The 15,001-nt window shown below is 74.4% G+C and carries 15 protein-coding genes; 12 read left to right on the top strand and 3 right to left on the bottom strand.

Translation table 11 applies throughout. From position 1 onward, the window contains the following. Positions 1 to 10 precede the first annotated feature (10 nt). Positions 11 to 796: a FadR/GntR family transcriptional regulator gene (locus ACZ407_RS10700; protein WP_468127301.1), complete on the bottom strand. Its 786-nt coding sequence runs from the start codon at positions 794 to 796 to the stop codon at positions 11 to 13. A gap of 38 nt (positions 797 to 834) precedes the next feature. Here ACZ407_RS10700 and ACZ407_RS10695 point away from each other — a divergent pair, with 38 nt between their 5' ends. The 4 genes from ACZ407_RS10695 (at position 835) to ACZ407_RS10680 (ending at position 5,876) form a co-directional block, all read left to right on the top strand. After that, on the top strand, positions 835 to 2,208 hold the full coding sequence (locus ACZ407_RS10695; RefSeq protein ID WP_468127299.1) for a glutamine synthetase family protein: 1,374 nt from the start codon (positions 835 to 837) through the stop codon (positions 2,206 to 2,208). Between the two features lie 8 nt (positions 2,209 to 2,216). Next, positions 2,217 to 3,584, top strand: a complete 1,368-nt coding sequence (locus ACZ407_RS10690; RefSeq protein ID WP_468127297.1) for an aldehyde dehydrogenase family protein — start codon at positions 2,217 to 2,219, stop codon at positions 3,582 to 3,584. Positions 3,585 to 3,589: 5 nt separating this feature from the next. Next, complete coding sequence (locus tag ACZ407_RS10685) at positions 3,590 to 4,375, top strand: 3-oxoacyl-ACP reductase (protein ID WP_468127295.1); 786 nt, start codon at positions 3,590 to 3,592, stop codon at positions 4,373 to 4,375. Between the two features lie 181 nt (positions 4,376 to 4,556). Beyond that, complete coding sequence (locus ACZ407_RS10680) at positions 4,557 to 5,876, top strand: HAD family hydrolase (RefSeq protein WP_468127294.1); 1,320 nt, start codon at positions 4,557 to 4,559, stop codon at positions 5,874 to 5,876. A gap of 39 nt (positions 5,877 to 5,915) precedes the next feature. Here the strand turns inward: ACZ407_RS10680 and ACZ407_RS10675 are convergent, their stop codons facing one another. Then, positions 5,916 to 7,118, bottom strand: coding sequence for an amino acid deaminase/aldolase (locus ACZ407_RS10675; protein WP_468127292.1), 1,203 nt, complete (start codon positions 7,116 to 7,118; stop codon positions 5,916 to 5,918). 583 nt (positions 7,119 to 7,701) lie between these two features. On the opposite strand from ACZ407_RS10675, the gene ACZ407_RS10670 reads away from it, so the two are divergent. The 3 genes from ACZ407_RS10670 to ACZ407_RS10660 are packed head-to-tail and all read left to right on the top strand — an operon-like array spanning position 7,702 to position 10,349. After that, positions 7,702 to 8,391 carry a hypothetical protein gene (locus tag ACZ407_RS10670; RefSeq protein WP_468127291.1) on the top strand — a complete coding sequence of 230 codons (690 nt, stop codon included), beginning with the start codon at positions 7,702 to 7,704 and terminating at the stop codon, positions 8,389 to 8,391. Then, positions 8,388 to 9,596 carry a type VII secretion-associated serine protease mycosin gene (gene mycP / locus ACZ407_RS10665; RefSeq protein ID WP_468127289.1) on the top strand — a complete coding sequence of 403 codons (1,209 nt, stop codon included), beginning with the start codon at positions 8,388 to 8,390 and terminating at the stop codon, positions 9,594 to 9,596. The genes ACZ407_RS10670 and mycP overlap by 4 nt, the downstream gene beginning before the upstream one ends. Before the next feature lie 12 nt (positions 9,597 to 9,608). Next, the gene (locus ACZ407_RS10660) at positions 9,609 to 10,349 is read left to right on the top strand and encodes an SseB family protein (protein WP_468127581.1); all 741 of its coding nucleotides are present in this window, start codon (positions 9,609 to 9,611) and stop codon (positions 10,347 to 10,349) included. 151 nt (positions 10,350 to 10,500) lie between these two features. Here ACZ407_RS10660 and ACZ407_RS10655 read toward each other — a convergent pair whose 3' ends face one another. Continuing rightward, on the bottom strand, positions 10,501 to 10,887 hold the full coding sequence (locus ACZ407_RS10655; RefSeq protein ID WP_468127287.1) for a DUF1844 domain-containing protein: 387 nt from the start codon (positions 10,885 to 10,887) through the stop codon (positions 10,501 to 10,503). Between the two features lie 365 nt (positions 10,888 to 11,252). Here ACZ407_RS10655 and infC point away from each other — a divergent pair, with 365 nt between their 5' ends. The 5 genes from infC (at position 11,253) to ACZ407_RS10630 (ending at position 14,911) form a co-directional block, all read left to right on the top strand. Beyond that, a complete protein-coding gene (gene infC / locus ACZ407_RS10650; RefSeq protein WP_468127285.1) occupies positions 11,253 to 11,918 on the top strand; it encodes a translation initiation factor IF-3 in 666 nt (221 codons plus the stop codon). Between the two features lie 101 nt (positions 11,919 to 12,019). Then, positions 12,020 to 12,214 carry a 50S ribosomal protein L35 gene (gene rpmI, locus ACZ407_RS10645; protein ID WP_030192941.1) on the top strand — a complete coding sequence of 65 codons (195 nt, stop codon included), beginning with the start codon at positions 12,020 to 12,022 and terminating at the stop codon, positions 12,212 to 12,214. Positions 12,215 to 12,315: 101 nt separating this feature from the next. Then, positions 12,316 to 12,702, top strand: a complete 387-nt coding sequence (gene rplT, locus ACZ407_RS10640) for a 50S ribosomal protein L20 (protein ID WP_043227974.1) — start codon at positions 12,316 to 12,318, stop codon at positions 12,700 to 12,702. Positions 12,703 to 12,845: 143 nt separating this feature from the next. After that, entirely contained in the window at positions 12,846 to 13,703 is an 858-nt protein-coding gene (locus ACZ407_RS10635) for a TrmH family RNA methyltransferase (RefSeq protein WP_468127283.1), read from the top strand. A 53-nt stretch (positions 13,704 to 13,756) separates the two neighbouring features. After that, positions 13,757 to 14,911 carry a sensor histidine kinase gene (locus ACZ407_RS10630; RefSeq protein WP_468127281.1) on the top strand — a complete coding sequence of 385 codons (1,155 nt, stop codon included), beginning with the start codon at positions 13,757 to 13,759 and terminating at the stop codon, positions 14,909 to 14,911. Positions 14,912 to 15,001 lie beyond the last annotated feature (90 nt).

The raw sequence follows: 15,001 nt of genomic DNA, 5'->3' as shown, positions 1-15,001 counted from the left end.
CACGCGCGGCTCAGGCCAGGAACCCGCGCAGCAGGGCCGCCGTGCCGCAGCAGTGCTCGCGCATCACCTCGCGGGCGGCCTCGGCGTCCCGCTCCAGCACCGCCCCCACCAGCACCTCGTGCTGCTGCTGGGAGTGTTCGAGGTTGCGCACCAGCAGCGGGATGCAGTCCAGCAGCTCGTTGACGGTCGCGCGGACGGCCGCGTACTGCGCGGTGAGGGTGGGGGAGCCGGACAGCTCGGCCAGGGTCAGGTGGAAGAGCGTGTCCCGGCGCCGGTAGTCGGACAGCGGCGCGTCGTGGGTGGCCTGCAGCGCCGCGCGCAGCCGGGCGGCGTCCGGCCCGGCCAGGCCCTGGGCGGCGCACAGTCCGGCGGCGCCCACCTCCAGCACCTCGCGGAAGCGCAGCACGTCCTCGATGTCCACGCCGGCGACCCGGCGGCGCAGCTCCGCCTCGGCGCTGTCCGCGGGAGTGTCGGGGCGGGGCAGCACGAACGTACCGCCGTACCGGCCGCGCCGGCTCTCCAGCAGGCCCTGGTCCTGGAGCACCTTCAGCACCTCGCGGAGGGTGACCCGGCTGATTCCCATCCGCTCCGCCAACTCCCGCTCGGGCGGAAGTCGTTCGCCGGCGGGCACCAGGCCGAGTCGGACCACCTGGAGGATCTGGGCCAGGGCCTCCTCGAAGCCGTTGCCGGCGCGCACCTGGCGCAGCACCGGGTTCAGCCGGTCCGCGCCCCCCGGGTTCACACTTTCGACGGCCACGATGGCTTCCCCTCTTCCCAAGCAATGGTTGTTCCCCATACCTTATGGCTTCTCGGCGCACCGAAGGAGAGAATCCCGTGGTAGACCGCACGCCGCCGCTCGGCATCGGGGAGCTTCGCGCCCTCGTCGCCGCCGGCGAGATCGACACAGTCGTCCTGGCCTTCCCCGACATGCAGGGCCGGCTCCAGGGCAAGCGGTTCGCCGCACAGTTCTTCCTCGACGACGTCCTCGCGCACGGCACCGAGGGCTGCAACTACCTGCTCGCCGTGGACGCCGACATGAACACCGTCGACGGCTACGAGATGTCCTCCTGGGACCGGGGCTACGGCGACTTCGCCATGCACCCGGACCTGTCCACCCTCCGCCGGGTCCCCTGGAACGAGGGGACCGCGATGGTCATGGCCGACCTCGCCTGGAACGACGGCAGCCCCGTCGTCGCCGCCCCCCGCCAGATCCTGCGGCGCCAGCTGGAGCGCCTCGCCGCCCACGGCTGGACCGCACAGGTCGGCACCGAGCTGGAGTTCATCGTCTTCAAGGACACCTACGAGCAGGCCTGGAACTCCGCCTACCGGGACCTGACCCCGGCCAACCAGTACAACATCGACTACTCGGTCCTCGGCACCGGCCGCATCGAGCCGCTGCTGCGCCGGATCCGCAACGAGATGGGCGCCGCCGGGCTGACCGTCGAGTCCGCCAAGGGCGAGTGCAACCTCGGACAGCACGAGATCGCCTTCCGCTACGACGAGGCGCTCGTCACCTGCGACCAGCACTCCGTCTACAAGACCGGGGCCAAGGAGATCGCCGCCCAGGAGGGCATGTCCCTCACCTTCATGGCCAAGTACAACGAGCGCGAAGGCAACTCCTGCCACATCCACCTCTCGCTCGCCGACGCCGAAGGCCGCAACGTCATGGCGGGTGACGACGGCGGCCCGCACCACGGGATGTCACCCGTCATGCGGCACTTCCTCGCCGGACAGCTCGCGGCCCTCCGGGAGTTCTCCCTTCTCTACGCCCCGAACATCAACTCGTACAAGCGGTTCCGCCCGGGTTCCTTCGCGCCCACGGCCGTCGCCTGGGGAGCGGACAACCGGACCTGCGCCCTGCGGGTGGTCGGCCACGGCCGCTCCATGCGCTTCGAGAACCGCCTCCCCGGCGGGGACGTCAACCCGTACCTGGCCGTCGCCGGCCTGGTCGCGGCCGGGCTCTACGGCATCGAGAACCGCCTCGAACTGCCCCCCGCCTGCCCCGGCAACGCCTACACCGCCGACTACGAACACGTACCCGGCACCCTGCGCGAGGCCGCCGAGCTGTGGGAGAACAGCGCCATCGCCAAGGCCGCCTTCGGCGACGAGGTCGTGGCCCACTACCGCAACATGGCCCGCGTCGAGCTCGACGCCTACGACTCCGCGGTGACCGACTGGGAACTGCGCCGCTCCTTCGAACGCATGTGAGGCACCACTTGCACCCGCTCGAACACCAGGTACTCAACCCCGCCACCGAAGAGCTCGTGGCCACCGTCCCGGCCGCCACGGCCGCCGACGTGGACGCGGCCGTCACCCGCGCCGCGGCCGCCCAGCGGTCCTGGGCCGCCACCGCCCCCGCGGACCGGGCCCGGCTGCTGCGCCGCTTCGCCGCCGTCGTCGACGAGCACCGCGAGGAGCTCGCCCGGCTGGAGGTCACCGAGGCCGGGCACACCATCGGCAACGCCCGCTGGGAGGCGGGCAACGTCCGCGACCTGCTCGACTTCGCCGCCGGGGGAGTGGAACGGCTCTCCGGACGGCAGATCCCGGTCCCCGGCGGCCTCGACGTCACCTTCCTCGAACCCCTCGGCGTGGTCGGCGTCATCGCGCCGTGGAACTTCCCCATGCCGATCGCCGCATGGGGCACCGCCCCGGCCCTCGCCGCCGGGAACGCCGTCATCCTCAAACCGGCCGAGACCACCCCGCTCACCGCACTCCGGCTGGCCGCACTCGCCCTGGAGGCGGGCCTGCCCGAACACCTCTTCCAGGTGCTGCCCGGGGCCGGCCCGGTCGCCGGGGACGCCCTCGTCGAGCACCCCGGCGTGGCGAAGATCGTCTTCACCGGCTCCACCCGGGTCGGCAAGCAGATCATGGCCAAGTGCGCCGCCCGCGTGAAGCGGGTGACCCTCGAACTCGGCGGGAAGAGCCCCAACATCGTCTTCGCCGACGCCGACCTCGAAGCGGCCGCCGCCGCCGCGCCGATGGCCTTCCTCGACAACAGCGGCCAGGACTGCTGCGCCCGCACCCGGATCCTCGTCCAGCGGTCCGTGTACGACGAGTTCCTCGCCCGCCTCGCCCCCGCCGTCGAGAAGGTGGTCGTGGGCGACCCCGCCGACGAGCGCACCGAGATGGGCCCGCTGATCTCCCGCGCCCAGCTGGAGCGCGTACGGTCGTACGTCACCGAAGAGCTCACGGCCGTCCGCGGCACCGCCCCCGAAGGCCCCGGCTTCTGGTACCCGCCGACCCTCGTCACCGGCGCCGCGCCCACCGCGCCCGTCGCCGCCGAGGAGGTCTTCGGACCCGTCGCCGTCGTCCTGCCCTTCGAGGACGAGGAGGAGGCCGTCCGGCTGGCCAACGCCACCGAGTACGGGCTCTCCGGCTCGCTCTGGACCCGCGACGTGGGCCGCGCCATCCGCGTCTCCCGCGCCGTCCGGGCCGGCAACCTGTCCGTCAACTCCCACAGCAGCGTCCGCTACTGGACCCCTTTCGGCGGCTTCGGCCAGTCGGGACTCGGCCGCGAGCTCGGCCCCGACGCCCTCGCCGCCTTCACGGAAACCAAGAACGTCTTCATCAGCACGGAGGCCTGAACCCGATGAGCACCGAAGAGATCGTCTGCCGCCGCCTGGTCGGCCGCACCGCCGTCATCACCGGGGCCGGCAGCGGCATCGGCCTCGCCACCGCCCGCCGCCTCGCGTCCGAGGGCGCGAACGTGGTCTGCGCGGACATCGACGAGAAGGCGGGCAAGGCCGCCGCCGAGGAGGTCGGCGGCACCTTCGTCAAGGTCGACGTCACCGACCCCGAAGAGGTCGAGGCCCTGTTCAAGACCGCTTACGACACCTACGGCTCGGTGGACATCGCCTTCAACAACGCCGGCATCTCGCCCCCCGACGACGACTCGATCCTCACCACCGGCCTGGAGGCCTGGAAGCGGGTCCAGGACGTCAACCTCACCTCGGTCTACCTCTGCTGCAAGGCGGCCCTGCCCTACATGCAGCGCCAGGGCCGCGGCTCCATCATCAACACCGCCTCCTTCGTGGCGATCATGGGCGCCGCCACCTCCCAGATCTCGTACACCGCCTCCAAGGGCGGGGTGCTCGCGATGTCCCGCGAACTCGGCGTGCAGTTCGCCCGCGAGGGCATCCGCGTCAACGCCCTGTGCCCGGGGCCGGTCAACACCCCGCTCCTCCAGGAGCTGTTCGCCAAGGACCCGGAGCGCGCCGCGCGCCGCCTCGTGCACATCCCGCTGGGCCGGTTCGCCGAGCCCACCGAGATCGCGGCCGCCGTCGCCTTCCTCGCCAGCGACGACTCCTCGTTCATCAACGCCACCGACTTCCTCGTCGACGGCGGCATCTCCGGGGCCTACGTCACCCCCCTGTAGACCGCCCGCGGCGGACGCCGTCCCCAGGCCGCCTCCCCCCCGGGTGTCCGCAGCCCCTCCGCCGGGGCGCGCACCGAGCGTTCACCCGGATCCCCCCACCCCGACAGCCGGGCGTCGCACGACGCCCGGCTGTCGCGTCTACCGTCCGCGACGATCACCCCCAGACAGGAGCGCCACCCGAGTGACCACCTTCACCACCCCGCGCGGACTGCCGGCCGTCGCCGCCGCCCTCGCGATCGCCGCGGGCGGGCTCGCCGCCGCCGCACCCGCCCAGGCCGCCCGCCCCGCCGCCACCGGCTCCCCGGCCGCCGCGCACTGCACCCTCCCGCAGGTCGGCGGCGGCTGGTACGGCGACAACCGGGCCCGCCTCCAGCGGCTCGTCGACACGTACGGCACGTGCAGCCCGCAGCGGCCCGGCGGGAGCGCCAAGCCCCTCGCCGTCTTCGACTGGGACAACACCGTCGTCAAGAACGACGTCGGCGACGCCACCATGTTCTGGATGCTGCGCAACGGCCGGATCCGCCGGCCCGCGGGCGGGGACTGGACCACCACCAGCCGGTACCTCACCGAACCCGCCGCCCGCTCCCTGGCCGCCGCCTGCGACGGCCTGGCCGCCCCCGGCGCCCCGCTGCCCACCGGCACCCCGGCCGGCACCGCCTGCGCCGACGAGATCAACGCCGTCTACGGCACCGGGGCCACCACCGCCGGCGCCCCCGCCTTCGCCGGCTGGAACCGCCGCACCACCGAACCCGGGTACGCCTGGCTGGCCCAGCTCCTGCACGGCTGGACCCCTGCGCAGATACGTTCCTTCGCCGCGGCCGCGCGCACCGAGAACCTCGCCGCGCCCATCGGCGCCAAGCAGCAGGTCGGCAGCGGCTCCGCCACCGGCTGGGTCCGCTACTACGACCAGCAGAAGGACCTCGTCCGCACCCTGCAGCGGGCCGGCTTCGACGTGTGGATCAGCTCCGCCTCCCCGCAGCCCGTGGTCGAGGTCTGGGCCCGCGGGATCGGCATCGGTCCCGGCCGCGTCATCGGGATCCGCAACACCACCACGCCCCGCGGCCGCCTCACCACCCACCTCCAGGGCTGCGGGACCGTCCGCGACGGCCAGGACTCGATGATCACGTACATCGACGGCAAGCGCTGCTGGATCAACAAGGCCGTCCTCGGGATCCGCGGCGCCGCCGCCGAGAAGGTCCAGCCGGCCGGCCGCCGCCAGGTGTTCGCCGCCGGGGACTCCGACACCGACGTATCGTTCCTGCGCGACGCGACCGCCCTGCGCCTGGTCCTCAACCGCAACAAGAACGAGCTGATGTGCCGGGCGTACGACAACAGCGACCGCCGCTGGATCGTCAACCCCATGTTCATCGAGCCGAAGAAGCAGAAGACCACCCCGTACCCCTGCGCCAGTACCGCCTACACCGGGGCCGACGGCACCCCGGCCCCGGTGCTGCGCAAGGACGGCAGCACCGTCCCCGACCAGCTCGACACCGTGTACTGAGCCGGGGCCGGGCACCGGGCCCGGCCCCCGCCCACCGCCTCAGAGGAAGGTGCGGCCCTCGCCCCGGTAGGTCGGGACGGCGGCCGTCACCCGGTCCCCCTCCACGAGGTGCAGCTCGTCGAAGCGCTCGCACATCTCGCCCGCCTTCGCATGGCGGAACCACACCCGGTCGCCGATCAGCAGGTCGTCGGCCGGGGCCCCCAGGAGCGGGGTCTGCACCTCGCCGGCCCCCTCCTGCGGGTCGTACCGCAGCCCCTGCGGCAGGTACGGGACCGGCAGCCGGTCCGCGCCCGCCGCCCCGGAGGCCGGGTAGCCGCCGCCCAGCACCGTCACCACGCCCACCCCGGGGCGCCGCACCACCGGCTGCGCGAACAGCGCCGCCGGCCGGCCCCGGAACGAGGTGTAGTTGTCGAACAGCCGCGGCACGTACAGCCCCGAGCCGGCCGCGATCTCCGTCACCGCCGCCTCGGCCGCCGTGTGCTGCACACTGCCCGTACCGCCGCCGTTGACGAACTCCAGTTCACCCACGGCCTCGCGGACGGCCCGCACCACCTCCGCCCGCCGCACCGCCAGCTCCTTGCGCGCGGCCGCCTGCATCAGCCGGACCGCCCGCGAGCGCAGCGGCCGCCCGGCCACCGCGTCCCCGACCCCGGCGATGTGCCCCTCGTACGCCATCAGGCCCACCACACGGAAGCCAGGGCGCTGCTGCACGGTCCGCGCCAGGGCCGCCAGCGCGGCCGGCTCGCGCAGCGGGGAGCGCCGCGCGCCCACCCGGACCCGGCCGCCGAACAGGTGCAGCGCCGTGTCCAGCTCCAGGCACACCCGGATCTCCTGCGCGCCGCCCGCCCGCGCCCGGTCGATCAGGTCCAGCTGGGCCACGTCGTCGACCATCACGGTCACGGCCGCCGCCAGCTTCGGATCGCCCGCCAGCTCCGCGTATCCGGCCCGGTCCGCGGAGGGATAGGCGAGCAGCACGTCCTCGAAGCCGGACCGGGCCAGCCACAGCGACTCGGCGAGCGTGTACGACATCAGGCCCGCGAACCCGTCCATGGCCAGGACCCGTTCCAGCAGCGCCCGGCACCGGACCGACTTGCTCGCCACGCGCACCGGCTTGCCCCCGGCCCGGCGGCGCAAGTCCCGCGCGTTCGCGTCGAACGCCTCCAGATCGACGATCGCGAGCGGAGCGTCGAGATGGGCGGTGGCCCGGTCGTAGCGGGCCCGGTCGGCGGCAGGGGAAGTCATGCGCGCAGCGTGCCAGATCGCGCTACCCGTGGGTAGGGGTCAACCCGTCCGCACACGGCCACCGGAGCCCCGCCGGGCCCCGTAGAGTACGCGGCGTACGAGGGGTACGGAACGGGGGCGGATCCGCATGACGACCAGTCACCACCCGCCCGAACCGCGCCCGCGGCCCCCCGCCCCGGCCCCGGGCCCGGGCCCTGGCCCGCAGGGCAGGTTTCCGGCCCGGTCCGCACCACCGCCCGGACCCTGGTCCGCACCACCCCCCGGACCCTGGTCCGCGCCGCCTTCCGGACCCCGGCCCGCCCGCCACCCGGCAGGCCCGGCCGAGCACTCCGGCCCACCCGAACACTCAGGCCCGTCCGCGCACTTCGGCCCGGGCCCGGCCGAGCCGCGGCCGCTCCCGCCCGGCCCCGGCCCGTACCCGCAGGCCCGCCCCGCGTCCGGGCCGCATCCCGCTCGGCACCCCGGCCCCGGATCCCCCCCGACGCCCCCGCCCCGCCCCGGCCCGCCGCCGGGGGAGCCGGGGCCGGGCGCGGCCCCCGCGCGGGCGGGCCGGGGGGCCCGCGCCGCAGCCGTCGTCTGCTGGGTGCTCGGCAGCGGGCTCGTGGCCGGCGCCGTGGCCGGGAGCTGGGCCGCACGGGCCGTGGAGGAGGTGCCCGCCGACGAGGCCTCCTGGGCGCGGGCCGGCGAACTCTGGCGGGAGGAGCCCGTGGACACCCTGCTCCCGCCGGTCCTCGTGGGCGAGGGCGCCGGGCCCGGCGGGGCCGCCCGCCGCTGGATCCGCACCTCGGTCGCCCCCGACGGCCCCTGCACCCCGGCCCTCGGGGACGCCTGGGCGCAGGCCCTCGCCCCCGTCGGCTGCACCCGGCTGCTCCGGGCCACGTACACCGATGCCACCCGCAGCTCGGTCGTCAGCGCGGGGATGGTCTTCACCCCCGCCGGCCGCACCGCGATGGGCACCCTGCGCGCCCGCTTCGAACCCGTCGCCCCGCCGCCCCGCGCCCTCGGCCTCGCCGACCGGCAGCGCGCCAGCTGGGCCGTCTCCGTCCTCCCCGACGCCCCCGTGGTCGTCTACGCCGTGTCCGCCTTCGCCGACGGCCGCACGGTCGCGCGCCCCCGCCCCGCCGCCTCGGCCACCGCCCCCACCGACACCAGCCCCGCCGCCCAGGCCGGCCTCGGCCACGAGGCACAGGCGGTGGCCGACCGCATCGAGCGGGCCCTGCGCCGCACCGCCGCCGGCCCCGCCCCGGCCGCCCGCCCGGGGGCCGGCCGGTGACCGCGCGCACGGGGCGGCCCGTCGTACGGGCGCTGGGGGCCGTGCTCGGCCTCGCCGCGGCCTCCGTGGCCGGGAGCGCGGCGCCCGCGGCGGCCGACGGCATCCGCGACCGGCAGTGGGCCCTCGAAGCACTGCACGCGCACGAGGCCTGGCAGACCACCGACGGGGCCGGGGTCACCGTGGCCGTCCTCGACACCGGAGTCGACGCCACCCACCCCGACCTGCGCGGCCAGGTGGCCGAGGGCACCGACCTGGTCGGCTTCGGCGCCGCCCGCGGGGACCGCACCTGGGCCCGGCACGGCACCGCCATGGCCGGGATCATCGCGGGCCGCGGCCACGGCCCCGGCGACGGCCGCGGAGTGCTCGGCATCGCACCCGGCGCCCGCATCCTGCCGGTCCGCGTGATCCTCGAAGAGGGCGACCCAGGCCGCGCCAAGGCCCGGCAGAGCAAGGGCGGCGCCCTCGCCGAGGGCATCCGCTGGGCCGCCGACCACGGCGCCGACGTGATCAACCTCTCCCTCGGCGACGACAGCGCCTCCGCCCACCACGAGGCCGCCGAGGACGAGGCGGTCCAGTACGCCCTGGCCAAGGGCATCGTCGTGGTCGCCTCCGCCGGCAACGGCGGCCAGGGCGGCGACCGGGTCTCCTATCCGGCCGCCTACCCCGGGGTGATCGCCGTCACGGCCGTCGACCGCCTCGACAACAAGGCCCCCTTCTCCACCCGCCACTGGTACGCCACCGTCAGCGCCCCCGGCGTGGACATCGTCATCGCCGACCCCGACCGCAGCTACTACGAGGGCTGGGGCACCAGCGCCGCCGCCGCCTTCGTCTCCGGTGCCGCGGCCCTGCTGCGCTCCGCCTACCCGGGCCTGTCGCCCGCACAGATCAAGCGGCTGCTGGAGGACACCGCCCGGGACGCGCCCGAAGGCGGCCGCGACGACTCCCGCGGGCACGGCCTGGTCGATCCCGCCGCCGCGCTGGCCGCCGCCGCGCGGCAGACGCCCGAGCCCGCCGTGCCGGTGCCCGCACCCGCGCCGCAGCGCTGGTTCGGGCCCGGCCCCCGGCCCCCGGCCCCGCCGGACCCGGCCGCCTCGCTGCCCGCGCTCACCGCCGGCGGGGCCGGGGCGCTGCTGCTGGCCGCGGGCCTCGCGCTCGGACGCCGCCGCCGCGCACCGGCGGACCCCGGGGGCCGGGGCAGGGGATAGGGTCGGGTGATTGTGGCCCTGAAGAACATTCCCGACCCCGGTTTCTCCGAAGACGACGGCTCCGCCGATCCCCGGCTGAGCGCGGCCCTCGCCGCGTGGGCCGAGGACAGATCGGCCGAGCCCCAGGTGCTGGCCGCCCTCGCGGGTGCGCGCCTGCTGGTCCCCGTGGTCGCCGTCCTCGGCGAGGTCGAGGAGGACCCGGAGACCGGGCTGCGGCGGGAGAAGACCAGCGACATGGCCGTGCCCACCCTGCGGGCCGGCGACCGGCGGGCGCTGCCCGCCTTCACCTCGACCGAGTCCCTGGCCCGCTGGGACCCCTCGGCCCGCCCCGTGGCCGTACCGCTGCACCAGGCGCTCCAGGCCGCCGCCCACGAGAAGGCCGACACCGTCGTCCTCGACATGGCCGGCCCGGTCACCTACCAGCTCACCGGGGCCGCCCTGCTCGCCCTCGCCGAGGGCCGCAGCTCGGCGGACCCGCTGGCCGACCCCGCCGTCACCGCCGCGGTCCGTGCGGCCGTCGCCGCCGAGCCCGCCGTGCTGCGGGCCCACCTCGCCCCGGGCGGCCCCGACGCGGACGGCATCCTCGCCATCGTCCTCGCCGACGGTACGCAGGCCCCGGCCGCGGCCCGCCGGGTCGCGGAGGCCCTGGCCGCCGACGAGACGCTGCGGGCCCGCCTGGTGCGCGGGCTCAACCTGGCGCTGCTGCCCGCCGCCGCCCCCGCCCCGCCCGGCGAGCCGCTGTTCACCCGCTGAACCGCCGGGAACGCGACGAGGCCGGCACCCGGACACGCGGTCCGGGTGCCGGCCTCGGCACATGCACGGCAGATCAGGAACAGCAGGAGCAGCAGAAAAGCAGAAGGAGAGCAGAACGGGTGGGAGCGGCCGCGGCGGCGCGGCCGTCCCGTCAGGCGAAGACCGGGCCCGTGAACTTCTCGCCCGGGCCCTGGCCCGCCTCGTCGGGGACGATCGAGGCCTCGCGGAAGGCCAGCTGGAGCGACTTCAGCCCGTCACGCAGCGGAGCCGCGTGGAAGGAGCTGATCTCGGTCGCGCTCGCGGTGACCAGCCCGGCCAGGGCCGTGATCAGCTTGCGGGCCTCGTCGAGGTCCTTGTGCTCGGAGTCCGGCTTGTCGAGGCCGAGGTTGACCGCGGCGGCGCTCAGCAGGTGGACCGCCACCGTGGTGATCACCTCGACCGCGGGCACGTCCGCGATGTCGCGGGTCATGGCGTCGTAGTCGGGGGCGTCCGGGGCCTGGCCGGCCTCCGGGGCGGTGGGGGGCGTCGCGTCAGTCATGCCTCACACGATAAGCCGGTGGGCGGGAGGCGGACGACGCCGGTCCGCTCCCACCCGGTTCGCACCCGCGGCCCGGTCCTGCTAACCTTGTGTGACGACCGGCCGGAGACGCATGTCCCCGGCCCGCAAGTGGAGGCTCCGTACTCCCACCCGACCGCCCTCCGGGACGGCGGGTCACCGGTCAGGTGGCATCCATCGTTCCGTACGGACGATGGAACGCCTCCCGATGTGCGCCCCGCACGTTCATGCGGCGGTGCTCCGGTTCCATGGAGCTCCCGCCTGTGTCCGTTCCGGGGCTTTTTTCATTGTCCTCGGTACGGCAGGTCTCCCAAGAACAGACGTCCGCGGCTGTCTGCCAGGCAGCCGTGTGGTGCTACCGAGGAGGATCCATCAGCGCCGAGCCCCGCATCAACGACCGGATTCGCGTTCCCGAGGTGCGACTTGTCGGTCCCAGCGGCGAGCAGGTCGGGATTGTTCCGCTTGCCAAGGCCCTGGAGCTTGCGCAGGAGTACGACCTCGACCTTGTCGAGGTGGCGGCGAACGCCCGTCCGCCCGTCTGCAAGCTCATGGACTACGGGAAGTTCAAGTACGAGTCGGCCATGAAGGCCCGTGAGGCGCGCAAGAACCAGGCGCACACGGTCATCAAGGAGATGAAGCTCCGGCCGAAGATCGACCCGCACGACTACGACACCAAGAAGGGTCACGTCGTCCGGTTCCTCAAGCAGGGCGACAAGGTCAAGATCACGATCATGTTCCGTGGTCGCGAGCAGTCCCGGCCGGAGCTCGGCTACCGACTGCTGCAGCGTCTGGCGGAGGACGTCCAGGACCTCGGTTTCGTCGAGTCGAACCCGAAGCAGGACGGCCGCAACATGATCATGGTCCTCGGTCCGCACAAGAAGAAGACCGAGGCGATGGCCGAAGCCCGCGAGGCGCAGGCCGCCCGCAAGGCCGAGCGCCAGGGCCAGCCCGCGGAGGCGTCCGAGGACGTCCCCGCCGAGGCCCCCGCAGCTGAGGAATCCGCCGAGGCCTGATTCCGGAGCAGCCTGCCCCGGATCAATCGACACAACTGACGCTCCCGGTGCCGGTCCGCAAGGACCGGTGGGAGCGCCACCGACGAGGAGACAACGGCGCCATGCCGAAGAACAAGACGCACAGCGGTTCCAAGAAGCGCTTCAAGATCACCGGCTCCGGCAAGGTGCTCCGTGAGCGCGCCGGCAAGCGCCACCTGCTCGAGCACAAGTCGTCCAAGCTGACGCGTCGCCTCACCGGCAACGCCGAGATGGCCCCGGGCGACGCCGCGAAGATCAAGAAGCTTCTCGGCAAGTGACGTCCTTCCGCTCCCCCTCGGGAGCGGGACGTCGAGACCGGGACCCTATCGAATTCGGGCCGTGTGAAGACAACCACGGCCCCGCTACAAGGAGTTAACAAGTGGCACGCGTCAAGCGGGCAGTAAACGCCCACAAGAAGCGCCGGGCGATCCTCGAGGCGGCCTCCGGCTACCGCGGTCAGCGTTCGCGCCTGTACCGCAAGGCCAAGGAGCAGGTCACCCACTCGCTGGTCTACAACTACAACGACCGCAAGAAGCGCAAGGGCGACTTCCGTCAGCTGTGGATCCAGCGCATCAACGCCGCTGCCCGCCAGAACGGCATGACGTACAACCGCCTCATCCAGGGTCTGAAGGCCGCCAACATCGAGGTGGACCGCAAGATCCTCGCCGAGCTGGCCGTCAACGACAGCAACGCGTTCGCCGCGCTGGTCGAGGTCGCGCAGAAGGCGCTCCCGGCCGACGTCAACGCCCCGAAGGCCGCCGCCTGATCCAGGCCCCCTTCGCCGAGGCCGCTCCGAGCCTCACCGCTCAGCGCCTCATAGGCATGTGCCCGGACCCGCAGGCCCCGCGCCTGCGGGTCCGGTGCGTTTGAACGATCCCTCCGCACGTACGGAAGAGAGCCGACCCTCCCATGGCAACCCCCGCCGAGCCGATCTCCCCGCGGTCCCCCAGGGTGGCCGCCGCCCGCCGACTCGCGCGGCGCAACTTCCGTACCAAGGAGCGCAGGTTCATCGCCGAGGGCCCGCAGGCCGTCCGCGAGGCCGTCGAGCACCGCGGCGAGGCCGGCCCGACCCTGATCGAGCTGTTCTCGACCGCCGAGGCAGCCGAGCGCTACGCCGACATCATCGAGGCCGCCCGGGCCGCCGGCGCCCGCGTCCACCACGCCTCCGACGAGGTGCTCGCCGAGGTCTCCCAGACGGTCACCCCGCAGGGCCTGGTCGGCGTCTGCCACTTCCTGGACTCGCCCTTCGAGGAGATCCTCAAGGCCCGGCCCCGGCTGGTCGCCGTGCTCGCGCACGTCCGCGACCCCGGGAACGCCGGCACCGTCCTGCGCTGCGCCGACGCGGCCGGAGCCGACGCCGTGGTGCTCACCGACGCCTCCGTGGACCTGTACAACCCCAAGTCCGTCCGCGCCTCCGTCGGCTCGCTCTTCCACCTGCCCGTCGCCGTCGGCGTACCGGTCGAGCAGGCCGTCGCCGGACTGCGGGAGGCCGGGGTGCGGATCCTCGCCGCCGACGGGGCCGGCACCGACGACCTCGACGCCGAGCTCGACGCCGGCACCATGGGCGGCCCCACCGCCTGGGTCTTCGGCAACGAGGCCTGGGGCCTGCCCGAGGAGACCCGCGCCCTGGCCGACGCCGTGGTCCGCGTCCCGATCCACGGCAAGGCCGAGAGCCTCAACCTCGCCACCGCCGCCGCGGTGTGCCTGTACGCGTCCGCGCGTGCACAGCGGGCGCCCGGAGGGTGCCGCTCCGTCACCCCCACCTAGTAATGTGGCGGCCCGGGGCCCACTGCGCACTCGGAGATGTGGGGTACGGGGACATGACCGTCGGTACGAACAGCTCGCCGCACGTGCACGGGACGGCCGCGCCCGGCCCCGTGCCCCGGCAGCCCCACCCCGCCCCGGAGCGCCCCCCGGCCCCCGCCGGCGACGGCCCGTACGGGCTGGACCCCGACGAACTCCCGGACGGCCTGGTCGTGGCCGACGCCACCGGCCGCGTGGTCTGCTTCAACCGGGCCGCCGCCCGCATCACCGCCGTGGACCCCCGTACCGCCCTCGGCGCCCGGATCGAGAGCGCCCTTCCGCTGGAGGACCTCGAAGGCCGCCGCTGGTGGGCCCTCACCGACCCGTACGGGGGCCTCGCCACCCGCCGCGGCCAGCCCGAGCGCAACCTGCTGCTGCCCGGCGGCCGCGAGGTGCTCGTCTCCGCCCGGTACGTCCGCGAGCACCCCACCGGCCCGCTGCGGCGCCTGGTGGTGACCCTCCGCGGCACCGAGGCCCGCCGCCGCACCGAGCGCAGCCACGCCGAGCTGATCGCCACCGTCGCCCACGAGCTGCGCTCCCCGCTGACCTCCGTGAAGGGGTTCACCGCCACCCTGCTGGCCAAGTGGGAGCGGTTCACCGACGACCAGAAGCGGCTCATGCTGGAGACCGTCGACGCCGACGCCAACCGGGTCACCCGGCTGATCGCCGAGCTCCTCGACATCTCCCGCATCGACTCCGGGCGGCTGGAGCTGCGCCGCCAGCCCGTGGACATCGCCACCGCCGTCGGCCGCCACATCCAGGCCCTCACCGCGAACGGGCAGGCCCCCGAGCGCTTCCTCGTCCGCATCGGCCGGCCCCTGCCCGACCTGTGGGCCGACCCCGACAAGATCGACCAGGTGCTCGGCAACCTGCTCGAAAATGCCGTGCGGCACGGCGAGGGAACAGTCACCATCGAGGTGGCCCCCCACGAGAAGGGAACCGCCGTCACCGTGACCGACGAAGGCCCCGGCATCCCCGAAGAGTCGATGGGCCGCGTTTTCACCCGCTTCTGGCGGGGGAGCAAGCGCGGCGGCACCGGCCTGGGCCTGTACATCGTCAAGGGCATCGTGGAGGCGCACGGCGGCGGCATCACGGTCGGCCGCGGCCCCGGCGGCGGCGCCGAGTTCCGATTTACCCTGCCCGTGGCAGCCCCGGCCTACCTCGCGCAGTAACCCTGCCGAGCGTCTCGCCAGGCGGCCCACGGGCTCCTTCACCCCCAGCGGCCTTTAGACTCGTCCTTTGGCACCTTTGTGTCCTTGTGT

This window comes from Streptomyces sp. NPDC030809, from assembly GCF_055572195.1.
This window is presented reverse-complemented; position numbering and strand designations above follow the sequence as displayed.

Bases quoted from the DNA above. Each gene is read 5' to 3' on its own strand.
- ACZ407_RS10685 (WP_468127295.1), top strand. From the start codon at position 3,590: ATGAGCACCGAAGAGATCGTCTGCCGCCGCCTGGTCGGCCGCACCGCC.
- ACZ407_RS10635 (WP_468127283.1), top strand. From the start codon at position 12,846: ATGGCAACCCCCGCCGAGCCGATCTCCCCGCGGTCCCCCAGGGTGGCC.
- ACZ407_RS10700 (WP_468127301.1), bottom strand. From the start codon at position 796: ATGGGGAACAACCATTGCTTGGGAAGAGGGGAAGCCATCGTGGCCGTC.
- ACZ407_RS10630 (WP_468127281.1), top strand. From the start codon at position 13,757: ATGACCGTCGGTACGAACAGCTCGCCGCACGTGCACGGGACGGCCGCG.
- rpmI (WP_030192941.1), top strand. From the start codon at position 12,020: ATGCCGAAGAACAAGACGCACAGCGGTTCCAAGAAGCGCTTCAAGATC.
- ACZ407_RS10675 (WP_468127292.1), bottom strand. From the start codon at position 7,118: ATGACTTCCCCTGCCGCCGACCGGGCCCGCTACGACCGGGCCACCGCC.
- ACZ407_RS10655 (WP_468127287.1), bottom strand. From the start codon at position 10,887: ATGACTGACGCGACGCCCCCCACCGCCCCGGAGGCCGGCCAGGCCCCG.